This is a genomic window from Arthrobacter oryzae (genome assembly GCF_030718995.1).
Lineage (GTDB): Bacteria > Actinomycetota > Actinomycetes > Actinomycetales > Micrococcaceae > Arthrobacter > Arthrobacter oryzae_C.
The window spans coordinates 1087407-1101576 of record NZ_CP132204.1; the positions used below are offsets into that span (position 1 = coordinate 1087407).

General features: G+C 66.1%; 10 protein-coding genes. 5 read left to right on the forward strand and 5 right to left on the reverse strand.

Annotated elements, in window-relative coordinates:
* Positions 1-96 precede the first annotated feature (96 nt).
* On the forward strand, positions 97-1677 hold the full coding sequence (locus Q8Z05_RS05080) for an APC family permease (protein WP_305942403.1): 1581 nt from the start codon (positions 97-99) through the stop codon (positions 1675-1677).
* 90 nt (positions 1678-1767) lie between these two features.
* Here the strand turns inward: Q8Z05_RS05080 and Q8Z05_RS05085 are convergent, their stop codons facing one another.
* On the reverse strand, positions 1768-3048 hold the full coding sequence (locus tag Q8Z05_RS05085) for a wax ester/triacylglycerol synthase domain-containing protein (protein WP_305942404.1): 1281 nt from the start codon (positions 3046-3048) through the stop codon (positions 1768-1770).
* A gap of 112 nt (positions 3049-3160) precedes the next feature.
* On the opposite strand from Q8Z05_RS05085, the gene Q8Z05_RS05090 reads away from it, so the two are divergent.
* Both Q8Z05_RS05090 and Q8Z05_RS05095 read left to right on the forward strand, forming a co-directional pair.
* Complete coding sequence (locus Q8Z05_RS05090; protein ID WP_305942405.1) at positions 3161-3727, forward strand: hypothetical protein; 567 nt, start codon at positions 3161-3163, stop codon at positions 3725-3727.
* Positions 3724-6588, forward strand: coding sequence for an ATP-binding cassette domain-containing protein (locus Q8Z05_RS05095; protein WP_305942406.1), 2865 nt, complete (start codon positions 3724-3726; stop codon positions 6586-6588). Before Q8Z05_RS05090 ends, Q8Z05_RS05095 begins: the two co-directional genes overlap by 4 nt.
* Here Q8Z05_RS05095 and Q8Z05_RS05100 read toward each other — a convergent pair.
* Together Q8Z05_RS05100 and metH are read right to left on the reverse strand one after the other, a co-directional pair.
* Positions 6578-6730, reverse strand: a complete 153-nt coding sequence (locus Q8Z05_RS05100) for a hypothetical protein (protein ID WP_305942407.1) — start codon at positions 6728-6730, stop codon at positions 6578-6580. The two genes, Q8Z05_RS05095 and Q8Z05_RS05100, sit on opposite strands and share 11 nt — an antisense overlap.
* A 21-nt stretch (positions 6731-6751) precedes the next feature.
* Positions 6752-10402 (reverse strand): methionine synthase, encoded by a 3651-nt coding sequence (gene metH, locus Q8Z05_RS05105; RefSeq protein ID WP_305942408.1) that lies wholly within the window; start codon positions 10400-10402, stop codon positions 6752-6754.
* Between the two features lie 535 nt (positions 10403-10937).
* Between metH and Q8Z05_RS05110 the strand changes: the two genes are divergently transcribed.
* Positions 10938-11315 (forward strand): hypothetical protein, encoded by a 378-nt coding sequence (locus tag Q8Z05_RS05110; protein ID WP_305942409.1) that lies wholly within the window; start codon positions 10938-10940, stop codon positions 11313-11315.
* A 113-nt stretch (positions 11316-11428) separates the two neighbouring features.
* Here Q8Z05_RS05110 and Q8Z05_RS05115 read toward each other — a convergent pair whose 3' ends face one another.
* Positions 11429-11737: a hypothetical protein gene (locus Q8Z05_RS05115; RefSeq protein WP_305942410.1), complete on the reverse strand. Its 309-nt coding sequence runs from the start codon at positions 11735-11737 to the stop codon at positions 11429-11431.
* 121 nt (positions 11738-11858) lie between these two features.
* Positions 11859-12272, reverse strand: coding sequence for a MarR family winged helix-turn-helix transcriptional regulator (locus Q8Z05_RS05120; RefSeq protein WP_305942411.1), 414 nt, complete (start codon positions 12270-12272; stop codon positions 11859-11861).
* Between the two features lie 343 nt (positions 12273-12615).
* Here Q8Z05_RS05120 and Q8Z05_RS05125 point away from each other — a divergent pair, with 343 nt between their 5' ends.
* Positions 12616-13875, forward strand: a complete 1260-nt coding sequence (locus Q8Z05_RS05125; RefSeq protein WP_305942412.1) for a prolyl oligopeptidase family serine peptidase — start codon at positions 12616-12618, stop codon at positions 13873-13875.
* The last annotated feature ends 295 nt before the right edge of the window (positions 13876-14170 follow it).

Below are 14170 nucleotides of genomic sequence, written 5' to 3' on the forward strand. Positions count from 1 at the left end.
ACCCGCGCCCCCTTGCGGCCGCGGGGTGCATCGTCGTACTTTTCTGACTTAGGAGTTCACACATTGGAACCCAGCAAGAGTATTGATTCAAGCGGCATGGATGATTTTGGCTACACCCAGACCCTGGACCGGAGCATCGGCAAGTTTGCCAGCTTCGCCGCAGGCGTCAGTTACATCTCCATCCTCACCGGCGTCTTCCAACTGTTCTACTTTGGTTTTTCCATGGCCGGCCCGGCGTACGCCTGGTCCTGGCCCATCGTGTTCGTCGGCCAGCTGATGGTGGCGCTCTGTTTCGCCGAGCTGGCCGGCCGCTACCCCGTGGCCGGATCGGTCTACAACTGGGCCAAGCGGCTCTCGTCGGGGACCTCGTCCTGGCTGGCGGGCTGGCTGCTGATGCTCTCCTCCATCGTGGCGCTGGGCTCCGTGGCACTTGCCCTGCAGCTCACCCTGCCCCAGCTGTGGTCCGGCTTCCAGTTCGTCGGCGACGGCACCGGCCCCTACGACTTCGCGATGAACGGCGTGGTGCTGGCCACCATCATGATCACCATCTCCACACTCATCAACGCGTTCGGCGTGAAGCTGATGACCCGGATCAACAGCATCGGTGTTTTTGTGGAGCTGAGCGCAGCCGTGCTCCTGATCCTGGCATTGGGCTGGCACGTGGTGCGCGGCCCTGAGGTCTTCTTCGACACCGCCGGCTTCGGCGAAGGCCACGACCTCGGTTTCTTCGGCGTCTTCCTGATCGGCGCCATGGCGTCCGGCTACGTTATGTACGGCTTTGACACGGCCAGCTCCCTGGGCGAGGAGACAAAGGACCCTAAACGCACGGCACCCAAAGCCATCCTGCGGGCCATTACGGCCTCGTTCGTGCTGGGCGGCCTGATCCTGCTGTTTGGCATCCTGGCCGCACCGGACCTGGCGGATCCCAAGGTGGGATCGGCCGACGGCGGCCTGCAGTACATCGTGCTCTCCGTACTGGGCGGACCTTTCGGCAAGGCCTTCCTGGCGTGCATCGTGGTGGCCGTAGTGGTGTGCACCCTTGCCGTCCATGCCGCCGCCATCCGCATGATGTTCGCCATGGCGCGGGACAACAACCTGCCGTTCAGCCGGCAGCTCAGCAAAGTGGATCCGGTCCGCAGGACACCGACTGTTGCGGCGATCGTGATCGGCATCCTGGCCATCATGCCCCTGCTCATCAACGTCATGCAGCCGGCGATTTTCACGATCATGTCCAGCATCAGCATCGTCCTGATCTACCTCTCCTACCTCCTGGTCACTGTTCCCCTGCTGCGCAACCGGCTCCTGAAGAAGTGGCCACTCGCCGCAGACGGCACCGAGCCCGGATTCAGCCTTGGCAAATGGGGCCTGCCCGTGAACATCCTGGCGGTCCTGTGGGGCGGGGCCATGACCGTGAACCTGGTCTGGCCCCGGCCTGAGATCTACAACTCGGTGCCGCCGTTCGAGTGGTACCTGCAGTGGGGCGGCGTGATCTTCGTGGGGGCCGTAATCATTGGCGGGACCCTGCTCTACCGCCTGAAGATCCGCCACCAGACCGGGGTGCTGGCCGAGCACGCCGCGGCAGTCGCAGCACATCCGTCGTCGGGCGCCGCGCAGTACCAAACAGCACAGCGCGAAGCCCCGGAGGATGCGCTGGTGGCCGCGTCGGAAGCCAAGTAACAACCCTGAGCGGTCGACGGCGGGACCTCCCGCCGTCGACCGCTTTGCTTTGGAATGGGTCCTGCCGTCCTGCCGTAGGTCCCACTTTGCTCACCTGCCCAGCCGTGCCAGCTCCTCTCCCATGGCCTGGGCAAACACGTCACCTTGCACATTCGACGCGTCGAAGTGGATGCCGCAGCACAGGCTGCCCGCGTATGAGACAGCCGCGACACCGAGCCGCACGTTGCCAGCGAGCACCGCAACCGGCCAGAGCGCAATGACCGGAGCACCCGCGATGAGAAAAGTGCCTTCCGGACCCGGCACGTTGGTGACGAAACCGCCAACGAGATGCTGCCGCCGGGCGAGGCGGTCCATGATGCGCGCGCCGATCGGGCCACGCATGAACTCCAGGGTGCCCTGGTCCCTCGCCAGCGGCTTCTCCTCACGGGTCTGGGCGGCGATGAGCCGCAGGCGCTCATCGGGGTCTGGCTCGCCGAGCGGCAGCCGCACAAGCATGACTCCCACCTGGTTTCCTGCCGTCCCGCGGCGCCGCAACGCCACCGGCTCCGACACCGGCAGCCAAGCGGGAACTGGTTCACCGGCAGCAATCAAGGCTGCGCGGAAGCCTGCCGCCGCTGCGCCGAGCAGGGCATCGTTTACGGTGGCACCCTGCGGACGCACCGTCGCCTCGAGGGCTTCGATTTCCGCACGCAGAAACGCCACGCCGTGGTTCGCGCTGCGCTCCCCGAGCAGCACGGTGCCGCCCACGGCATGGCCCCACAAGGTCTTGCGTATGCGGCGCAGGCCGATCCCGAGCCGAAGCAGCGTGCGGCGTGGATCGTCCCGCGGACGGTATCGCCGTGCCTCCGCCAGCCCGTGTGTCTGCGGCTCGTTTCCCGCCGTCTCCCCCGGTTCACCCGGATCAAAGAGCTGCTGGACAATCACTGCTGCCGTCATGCCGTCCGCCACCGCGTGATGAATGCGCAACACGACACCGGGTCCCCTGGCCGTGGCGCCCGGTACCACCAGGATCTCCCATAACGGACGGTCCGCTGCCAGCGGTTGGCCCATGAGCTCGGCGCATCTGTTCTGAAGTCCGGCAAGACCGTCGACGGGCTCGACGAGGCGGACGTGATGCTCGACGTCGGGTATGGATTCGATCCAGTGATGCCGGCGGCCCACCCGGGCTGCTCTTTTGCGGAGCGCCGGCAACTCCGCAATCCGCTCGCGGAGGATTGCCCGCAGCCGTGCCATGTCCGGGGTGCCGTCCGGAGCCAGGAAGCCGCCCGGCCCGAGCAGGCCAGCGACAAGGAACACGTTGACCTGGCCGACGTGGTCGAGCACCAGGTTCGCCTCATCAGCAGGGGCCAGCTTTTGCGTCGCCGGGTGCATGCTTCGACAGTAACCGTGAATCAGCCTGCGTGTCAGTCGGATTTGTTGAAGCCGCACGTCACATAACGCGACGGCATCCGGATCCGGACAGGCAACGCCCTACCCTTAACACGTGACTTTGACTAAGATGCGCACCGCCGCCGCGAGCTCCCTCGCCGCCGCAGGTCTCCTGCTTTCCCTCGCCGCCTGTTCCTCACCGGCCGCCACCCAGCCCACCACCTCTGCCCCGGCATCCACGGCAGCGGCTTCTTCCAGTGCCGCACCCAGCGCCTCCGGGCCCTGCGACGGCGTGAAGGTCATCGTCGATTCCGGCGCCCTGAAGCAGGCTGCCGCCGACACCTCCGTGTGTGTGCCCGTGGACGAGCCCACCGTCGCTTCCAAGGTGCTGGACGAGGCCAACATCAAGACCGAGGGCACCACCGAATACCCCAACGAACTCGTATGCCGTGTCAACGGTGTGCCCGCCGCGGACTTCGACATCACCCACAAGGGCGGCACGTACCGGGAAGAATGCGGCAAGATGCCGGCCGCCTTTGCCTACTGGGCCCTCTGGGTGAAGCCGGCCTCCGGTGACTGGGCCTACGCCCAGGAAGGCCTCGCCACCCTGAAGGTGAGCCCCGGCGAGAGCCTTGAACTGCTCTTCACGGTCGACGGCGAACCGGCCGCCCCCGCGGCATGACCTTCCGACCCGCGCCGTTACGAGCCGCGGCGGCTCTCGCCGTCGTCTTCATCGCGGCGCGGGTCATCTACCGCGTCCTTTTCAACGGGACGGGCATTGGCGAACCGGTCCTGCTCGACCTGCCGGCGATCCGGCTGTCCGCCCCCTACTCCCATGTGGTCCTCCTCGGCCCGGTCACGGGACCCGGTCTGTGGGCGGCCGTCCTGTCCGCCCTGCCGATTGCCGGGATGTTCCTTGGCTTCGGCCTGCTCAACGCCTGGGTGGACGTGGCCCGCGGCTTCGTGCACCTGGCCCGCCGCGGCCCCATGCAGGGCGTTGCCCGGATGCTTGTGGTGGCCTGGGCGGCGCTCCCGGCACTTGCCGACGCCGTGACCTCCGTGCGCCTGGCGTTCCGGTTGCGGGGCGAAAAGTTTGGACCCCGTGCCCTGGTGCCCGTGCTCGAGCGCACCCTCGAGCACGCTGGCCGGGTTGCCGCGGCCCTGGAGCTGCGCGGCTTCGGGAGCCGGGCAGCACAGCCGCCCGGCCGGGGTACCGAAGCACCGGTCCTCGTCCGGGACGCAGAATTCCGCATCGGCGACGCACTGGTGCGCGTGGCGGACTTCGCGCCGTCGAGCGGGTCAATTGCGGTGATTACCGGGCCAACGGGCTCCGGAAAGTCCACCATCCTGCGGGGCGTCGCCGGCCTCCTCTCGCACGTTGACGGCGGAGAAGTCTCCGGCACCCTGCGCGTCGCCGGAACGGACCGCGCCGCCACGCCGCCGCGCGATACCGCCCGTCTCATCGGCGTCGTCCTGCAGAATCCCCGCGCCGCGTTCGCCACCACCCGGGTCCGGGACGAAATCGCCCTTGCCCTTGAGCTGCGCGGCATCGCCTCCGGGACCGCCAAGGCGCGGGTGCTGGAGGTCGCGGAGAGCATCGGGGTGTCGGCGCTCTTGGACCGGAATATCAGCACCCTCTCTGCGGGTGAGGCAACGCTCGTGGCCATCGCCGCAGCCGTGGTGGAACAACCGGCACTCCTCCTGGTTGATGAGCCCCTCGCAGACCTTGACACCGCAGCCCGCGGGCACGTCATCGCCGTCCTCAGCGCCCTTGCCCGCGAAGCAGGTGTCTGCGTCATCGTGGCAGAGCACCGGGCGGAGCAGCTGGTACCCGTTGCCGATTCGTGGTGGACCATCGACGACGGCGCCCTGGTGCCCGGTGTTGCACCGTCGCCGTCGCCCGCTGCCGTTCTCCGCCCGACGCCGGCACAGCCGGCCGGGCACGCGCCCGTACTGACCGCGGCAAAGCTTGCGGTGCACCGCAAGGGCACGCCGCTGGTGCGCGAGGCGTCCCTGACCCTGCACCGTGGTGAAGTTGTGGCCCTAGTGGGGCCGAACGGGGCCGGGAAGTCGTCCCTCCTGGTGGCGCTCGCCCTCAGTGAGGGAACGGGCGGTGAAGGACCGGTCGACGGCGGAACGGTCGACGGCGGCCGCATCGCCTTGGTCCCGGACGCCTCGGACGACCTCTTCACGAGGGATACCGTCGCAGCGGAGCTCCGCGCGGCCGAGCGGCGTCAGGCGCGCGCGGCCCGTAAGTCAGGCCGGGGCGGCGGCCAGCTTCCCCCACGGTCTGCGGAGTCGCACCTCGCCCGGTTGCGGGGGGACGTCCGGATTCCCATTGGGCACGAGCATCCCCGGGACCTCTCTGCAGGCGAGCGCAGGATCCTTGCCATCGCGCTTCAAACCATGGACGATCCCCAGGTGCTCCTCATCGACGAGCCCACCCGCGGACTCGATCCTGCGGCCCGCGCGGCAGTTTCTGCGGCGCTGCGGGCCGCAGCGAACTCCGGCGCGGCGGTCCTGATCGCCACGCACGACCACGATTTTGCCCACGGCCTCGGCGCCCGGATCCTCCCGATGCGTGACGGCGTCGCACCCTCTTCGCTGACAGAAGCCGTCCCGGCTGAAGCAGCCCCCACTGCTGTCCCAGCAGCACAACGCATGGCAGCACCACGGTTCACCGACCGCGGAACAGACATTCCAGCCGCGAAAACATCCCGCCGCGTCCGGATGCCGCGGGGCGTCGAGCTCGCAGTTCTCGCCGCCGCGAACCTCGTGGCCCTCGCGGCCTTCTGCTGGCCGCTGCTGGCGGCGGCCTTCCCGGAGGACGCCGCCGCGGCCCTCCCCTACGCGGCGCTGGCCATTGCGCCGCTCGCCGTGGTGGCCATTGTGGTGTCCCTCGACGGCTCGGTCAGCTCCGCCCACACGGTGGCGTTGCTCGGCGTCCTGGCCGCCGTCGGTTCGGCGGTGCGGGTGGCGAGCACCGGCGTCGGGGGCGTGGAGGCGGTCTTTATCCTGCTGATCCTGGCGGGCCGGGCCTTCGGACCCCGTTTCGGCATGCTCCTGGGCGCCGCCACCATCGCCGTTTCCAGCGCCTTGTGGGGCGGGATCGGGCCCTGGACACCGTTCCAGATCTTCGCCTGTGCGTGGGTGGGCGCGGGGGCGGGCCTGCTCCCCCGCCGCGTGCGCGGCCGGGCCGAACTGTGGATGCTGTGCGGCTACGGCGCCGTGGCGTCCTACCTGTTCGGCCTGCTGACCAACCTGTGGTTCTGGCCCTTCGCGGTGGGTGCCGGCACGGGCATCTCCTACGTGCCCGGCGCGCCGCTGGCCACCAACCTGAGCAGCTTCCTGCTCTACTCGCTGGTGACGTCGACGGCGGGCTGGGACACCCTGCGTGCCGTCACCACCATCATCGGAATCGTTGTGGTGGGGCGGGCCATCCTCGCCGCGTTCCGGCGGGTAAAACCGGTATACAACGACGGCGGGCAGGCCACCAAGGCCCAACCCGCCGTCGTACCTGACCTGGAGGAGATCAGGCGTTAGTTTTCCGCTTGAACCAGCCCCACACGGCCGTGGCCACGAACAGGATCAGGCCGATGAATGCCAGCCACAGCAGGCCCTTCACCACGAAGCCGAGGATCGACAGGGCAAGCCAGATAATAAGCAGTGTGATGATAATTCCCATGAGGGAAGCTTAGGCCCTAACTCACACCTTGAAGTACTTCGCCTCCGGGTGGTGGAACACGAATGCGTCGGTGGACTGTTCGGGGTGCAGCATCAGCTCATCGCTGAGGATCACGCCCATCCGCTCGGGACGCAGCAGCTCCGTCACCTTGCGGCGGTCCTCCATGTCGGGGCACGCGGGGTAGCCGAGCGAGAACCGGGCACCGCGGTAATCGAGCTTGAAGTACCCTGCCTTGTCCTTGGGCTCCTCGTCCGCGAAGCCCAGCTCGGAGCGGATGCGCGCGTGCCAGAATTCCGCCAGTGCCTCGGTGAGCTGCATGACCAGGCCGTTGAGCTCGTAGTAGTCGCGGTAGTGGTTCCCCTTGAACAGCTCGGACGTGACCTCGTCGATCTTCGAGCCGGCGGTGACCAGCTGCACCGGCAGCACGTCCACCTGCCCCGATTCGCGCGAACGTACGAAGTCGGCGAGGCACAGGTGCCGGTCCCGGCGCTGGCGCGGGAAGTCGAAACGCAGCCGCTCGGTGCCGATCGGACCGCCTGAACCGCCGTCGGGGGCGAGCAGTCCCGCAGTGCCGAGCACGCCGTCGTGATCCTCCCCGTGGTGCAGCACAACCACCTGTTCCCCCTCGGAGACCACCGGGAAGTAGCCGTACGCGACGGACGCGTCCAGCATTCCCTCGGCGAGGATGCGGTCCAGCCAGTACCGCAGGCGCGGCCGACCCTCGAGTTCCACCAGTTCCTCGTAGGAGGCGCCGTCATCGCCGCGGCCGGGCTTGAGGCCCCACTGCCCCATGAACGTGGCGCGCTCGTCGAGCAGGGCCGCGTAGTCGTGGAGTGCCACGCCGCGCACAATGCGCGTGCCCCAGAACGGCGGCGCAGGCACGTGGTTGTCGGCGGCCACGTCGGATCGGCCGGGCATGGCCTCCGGTTCGGTCACCGTGAACTTCGGGCCGCCCTTGTGGATCCGCTTCTTCAGCGGCGGAAGGCCGACGGCGTCCGGGTCGGCGCCGCGGGCCACCGCCACCAGCGGTTCCATCAGTGCCAGGCCCTCGAAGGCGTCCTTGGCGTACCGGACGGTGCCTTCAAACTGTTCCGCCAGGTCCTGTTCCACGTAGGCGCGGGTCAGGGCTGCGCCGCCGAGGATGATGGGCCACTTCTTCGCGAGGCCCCGGGACTGCAGTTCGGCGAGGTTTTCCTTCATGACCACGGTGGACTTCACCAGTAGCCCGGACATGCCGATGACGTCGGCGTCGTGCTCCTCGGCTGCGGCCATGATCTCGGCGATGCCCTGCTTGATGCCGATGTTGATCACTTTGTAGCCGTTGTTGGTGAGGATGATGTCCACCAGGTTCTTGCCGATGTCGTGCACATCGCCGCGCACAGTGGCGATCACCATGGTGCCCTTGCCCGACGCGTCCGACTTCTCCATGTGCGGTTCGAGCAGGGCCACCGCGTTCTTCATGACCTCGGCGGACTGCAGCACGAACGGCAGCTGCATCTCGCCGGCGCCGAAGCGCTCACCCACAACCTTCATGCCTTCGAGCAGCTGGTCGTTGATGATGGCCAGCGGTGACATGCCTTCGCTGCGGGCAAGGTCCAGGTCAGCTTCGAGGCCCTTGCCTTCGCCGTCGATGATGCGCCGCTGCAGGCGTTCGCCGGTGGGCAGGGCGGCGAGTTCCGCCGCGCGCTGGTCCTTGAGCGCTGCGGTGTCGACGCCGGCGAACAGGTCCAGCATGATGGCCAGGGGATCGTACGTGACGTTGCCGTCGGCATCGTATTCGCGGCGGTCATAAACGAGGTCCAGGGCCACTTTGCGCTGTTCCTCCGGCAAGGAGGCGAGCGGCACGATCTTGGCGGCGTCGATGATGCCGCTGGACAGGCCGGCCTGGACGGCTTCGTGCAGGAACACGGAGTTCAGCACCACGCGCGCTGCCGGGTTGAGGCCGAAGGAGACGTTGGAGACGCCGAGGGTGGTGTTGATGCCGGGGTACTTGGTGGTGATCTGGCGGATGGCCTCGATGGTTTCGATGCCGTCGCGGCGGGTCTCTTCCTGGCCGGTGGCGACGGGGAAGGTCAGGGCGTCCACGATGATGTCCTCGACGCGCATGCCCCATTCGCCCACCAGGGCGTCGACGAGGCGGGAGGCGATGGCCACCTTGCCTTCAGTGGTGCGGGCCTGGCCCTGTTCGTCGATGGTCAGGGCGATCACGGCGGTGCCGTGTTCCTTCACCAGCGGCATAATGCGCGCGAAGCGGCTGTTCGGGCCGTCGCCGTCCTCGTAGTTGACGGAGTTGACCACCGGGCGGCCGCCGATGAGTTCGAGGCCGGCCTGCAGCACGGGCGGTTCGGTGGAGTCGATGACCAGCGGGAGGGTGGAGGCCGACGCGAAACGCGACACGATCTCCTTGATGTCGGCCACGCCGTCGCGCCCTACATAGTCGATGCAGACATCGAGCAGGTGCGCGCCAACGCGGACCTGTTCGCGGGCGATGTCCACACAGTCGTCCCAGCGCTCTTCCAGCATCGCCTGGCGGAACGCCTTCGAACCGTTCGCGTTGGTGCGCTCACCGATGGCGAGGTAGGCGGATTCCTGGTCGAACGGGACGTGGTGGTAGAGGGAAGCGATGCCTGCTTCGCGTTCGGTGGGGACGCGGGCGCCGTCGGTTCCCCTCCCACCGCCGGTGACGGTGGCGCTGGTGCGGAAGGGCTCAAGGCGTTCGACGACGGCGGCCATGTGTTCCGGCGTCGTACCGCAGCATCCGCCCACGAGGCCCAGGCCGAATTCCCGGACGAACTGCTCGTGCGCGGTGGCGAGTTCGCTGGGTGACAGCGGATAGTGCGCGCCGTTGGGGCCAAGCACCGGGAGGCCGGCGTTGGGCATGCAGGCGATGGCCACGGAGGACTGCTTGGAGAGGTGGCGGAGGTGCTCGCTCATCTCGTCCGGCCCGGTGGCGCAGTTCAGGCCGATGGCGTCGACGCCGAGCGGCTCGAGCGCGGTGAGTGCGGCGCCGATCTCGGATCCCATGAGCATGGTTCCGGTGGTTTCGACGGTCACCTCGACGAAGATGGGGAGCCGGATGCCGCGGGTCACGATGGCCTGTTTGCAGCCGTTGACCGCGGCCTTGGTCTGCAGGAGGTCCTGGCTGGTCTCGATGAGGAAGGCGTCCGCTCCCCCGTCGATGAGGCCCTCAGCCTGCAGGGCGAAGGTCTGCTTGAGGTAGTCGTAGCTGGTGTGGCCGAGGCTGGGGAGCTTGGTGCCGGGCCCCATCGAGCCGAGGACCCACCGCATGCGTCCGTCTGTTTTTTCTGCGGCTTCTGCGCGTTCGCGGGCGATCTCTGCACCCTTGCGAGCGAGTTCCTCGATCCGGTCGTCGATGCCGTAGTCCGAGAGGTTGGACCAGTTGGCACCGAAGGTGTTGGTTTCCACGGCGTCGATGCCGGTGGCGAAGTACGCGTCATGGATGTCCGCGAGGACATCCGGCCGCGTGTCATTGAGGATCTCGTTGCAGCCTTCCAGCCCCAGGAAGTCCTTCTCGAGCGAGAGTTCCCGGCCCTGCAGCATGGTGCCCATTGCCCCGTCGGCAATGACGACCCGGTGGTTCACCGCATCCAGCAGCGCCTGGGCGCGGACGGGACGGGGAACGGACTCAATATCAAGCGCAAAACGAGGCATCTAAACAGATTACGTGTGGGGGCGGGAACGTTGCGCTGTGTGTCCGTGTGCTACGACGGGGGGCCAGGGCTACCTTCTGAAAAGACGGAGCGGACGATTTACGGCCGGGTGGATCCTTCACAGACATGACTGCGCCGTGCGCCGCTTTGCGAGGGCGACTTGGAGGCACCGCCGCGCCACTCTAAGCTCTCGAAGAGGGCTTGATGCCCGCAGCCAAGGGGGAAACAGCATGTCGACAGCAACGAGTGTGAAATACGAGACGAGGTCTGTGAAGACGGTTCGTGGCCTGGAGGCCAGGACTAGATCCAAGCTAGAGCAAGAGGGTTGGGAGTTCGTCTCCCATACCCAAGGGCCAATGCGATCGGAGCTTATCTTCCGACGCCCGAAACCAGCAACCCCGTGGAAACTGATCGGGATCGGTGGCGGTCTGCTCGCACTCCTTATCATCGGGCTCCCCCTCATTAATGCGCTCGGGGGCGGTGAAACTTCAAGCAACGGCGCCGAGGCCGTTCCGTCGCCAACTTCGTCTTAGGTTGTGACAACTGAAGCAAGCCCGCCATCAGCCGAGCCTGCGCCCGCCGGCCCTGTGGTTACCGCTATTACCGTCGATGAGTTGCTAGACAAGCTCAACTCCGGCAAGTCAGGTGGCATCAAGATTGGGGACCGGTTTGGGCTGACCGGCGAGCTGTTCATGTCGAAGCTGTGGATGACCGGGGCGACCGGGGAGTACAACGTCTTGCTTAAGGCCCAAGGAGGATCCCAGGACCTGTCCGTGTTCGTTGACAAGTCGGATGCGGCAGGGTGGCAGGACGGTACCAAGGTCCAGATGATTGTGGAAATGGGTGAGGCTACGATCAACGGCGAGACCACAGATGGCTGGCTAAGGGCCGTGTCCGTGAAGACGATCCCGTAGCCGAGGCAATAGCATCCAGACGACGACCAGCACGAATAAGCTACCTGTAAAACAATGCCATTGATGCTGATCACCAGATTGTCAGTCCGTACCCAAGGGCCAGAGTTTGCTGACTAATGGTCCGTCGGCCTGGCATTTCTGGCGATTCTGTAACCGGCCCAGAATGCAAGGACGAGCAGGCCGGTAACCGCTACGGCCAGGCCGACCTGCGTCCCCTGACTTACAAGGACAACGCCGTTCCCGGTGAAGACCTCATCGCTCAGCGGGGCGTAGGCGAACCAGCCGATGGAGGCATTCGCGTTGCTCCATGCGACCAGACACCCCACCAGCACCGCGACGAGGCCCACCACGGGCAGGATGGCAGCAGAGATTCGGCCTGGCCTGGGCGTTTTTGGTTCGCCGGATGTGTCGTGTTCCCCCATACGGAGAAGTCTAACGGGGCGTCCGGTGACCCGGCCGCGGGCGCCAGCAGGCATGCTGACCGGACGACGGCGGGACCTCCCGCCGTCGTCCGCTTGCGTTTAATGGTTCGCACGCCGCGATTCAGAGGTCCGGCTCGTTTTCGAACGGCTGCAGCTCCCGGGCTTTTTCGAGCATGCGCCGCAGTAAGCGATTGAGCTGCTCGACCTCGCTGCTGGAGAGATCGGCCAGGATGATCTCTTGTCCACGCATTGAGATGGGCAACATGGCGTCGTGCATCTCCGCGCCCGCCTGAGTCAGATACATAGGCCGTGAGCCGCGCGGGCCATCGATCAGCAGCAACAGGTGACGTTCAAGCAAGGTATTGACGCTCTTAGAAACGACGGCCTTGTTAAGTCCGAGAAATTCAGTAACCTCTGTTGCTGATGAGCCGGGGCGACTTGCCAGGGCCGAGATGACTCGCCAATCATTCGTACCCAGCTGGAACTGTCGCCGGAGTTCATGCGACTCGCGCCAAACGAGAGCGTTGGACAGCAACGCCAGAAGTCGTGGCGTGAAGTTCTCCGGATCTATGGATCCGGCTAGCGGATCCCTGACAGCCCCAGGTGGAGTGAGCGGACTCGGCCGGTCATGGTTGTCGATGATTCCCCTCTTTCTGATCGCGGAGTTTAGGTCGCGCTGATTTGTATGCGAAGGAGTCTCTATTGTCACCCGGCTTGGCCCGTTGCCCACACGCTACAGCGGAGTTTATGGGCAAACTTGTTTACACATAAACAGCGTGGTGTTAGTCTCGTCACCTCGAGGCCGTGAGACTCCACTGCCACGGATACTCGAATCTTCCACCGGTCTTCCAATGCGCATCCGAACAAAGGAGTTCCCATTGATTACCCCTATGTCCCGCCGCACGTTTCTGGCCGCTGGCACCGCCGTCGCCGTCGCCAGCCTTGCTCCCACCGCTGCCTTCGCCGCTGGTGAGGGTAACAACCCGCCCGCCGGCTCGGTACCCTTCACCCTTCACGCGGAGGTGCTCGACAGCGGAGAACAGGTCACGTCGGTGACCCTCGACGCCTCCCGACAGGGCGGCCTGAAGGAGGGCGATTTACCCACCTCCGCATTCATCGTCCACGCTCGCGGCACGAACCCGCTAACTGGAACCGTGGCGTACGATATGGACCGGACCGTGACCGCGGCGCGGGCCGACAACCGTGGCCGGATTGTCCTCGAACTCGAGCACGGTGAGGGTGTCCCAGGCGGCGCCACCCTGGGTTACATCGTGAGCGCCGGCCGCAACGTCATGCTTGACCTCGAATACACCATCACGCAGGTCGAGCCGCTCCCCCAGCACGGGAAGGCCGCGCCTCAGATCAAGTCCTTCACCCAGGGCGCTCTCATCGACCCCGAAGTGGATGCTTTCTCCCACCACGTGGCGGCCTCCGGCCTCAACTATCGCCTGTTCACTCCCCCGGAGCGGGGCCGCTCCCAGAAGCGTCCACTCATTGTGTGGTTGCACGGCGGCGGCGAAGGCGGCCTACTGACCGGCGGAAACAACTACTATGACAACGAAACTCCTCTCCGCGCCAACCGCGGGGCCCTCGGATTCACTACGGACGAGGCGCAGGGTCTCTTCGGCGGCGCCTACGTGGTTGCCCCGCAGTGCCCCTCTATGTGGTTGGCGGATGGCCCCGCCTTCGCACCTCTTATCTCAGCGGTGATCGAGGAAGTTTGCGCTGCCCATAGCGTGGACCGCGATCGCATCCACGTGGTGGGTTGCAGCAACGGCGGCTACATGACCCTCAAGATGATCGTCGAGAACCCGGAGGCTTTCGCCTCCGCGGTCCCAATCTGCCCCGTCGTCGTTCCGTTTAACTCCACCGGCCCGATGGTGCCCGACGCGCAGCTTGCCGCGATCGATACCCCTACGTGGCTGATCACCTCCGCCGACGACACAACCGTCGACCCGCAGGCCAACACGGTGCATGCCCATGAACTGATCCCGGAATCGATCATGAGCCTGTACCAGAACGTCACTTGGGACGGGTACAAGTTCCCCGGGCACTGGTCGTGGATCTACGCCGCTCGCAACGACCCATCACACCAAGGTGCCAGCCTGTGGAAGTGGATGGCTGAGCAGCAGCGCTGAGAACCCTTCTCCGAAAACGCAGGGCAGGAAGGAAAGCGGACGACGGCGGGATTTCCCGCCATCGTCCGCCCTTGCGTTTGGGTGAGGTGCTTTTACAGCGCCGTTCAGTTCACATCTCGACTGATACCGAGGGGTTATCTTGGGCATTTTTGGGGAGTTGAGCGTTTCTCCGCTGACGTTGCAGGGGTTCCGGGTCTAATCACGGTGAATGATTTTGTGCGGTTCGTAAGGAACGTATCGACCGTTAGGGCCAACTCTGGGTGACTTCAACCTGACGTTTGGCCCGACGGGTGAC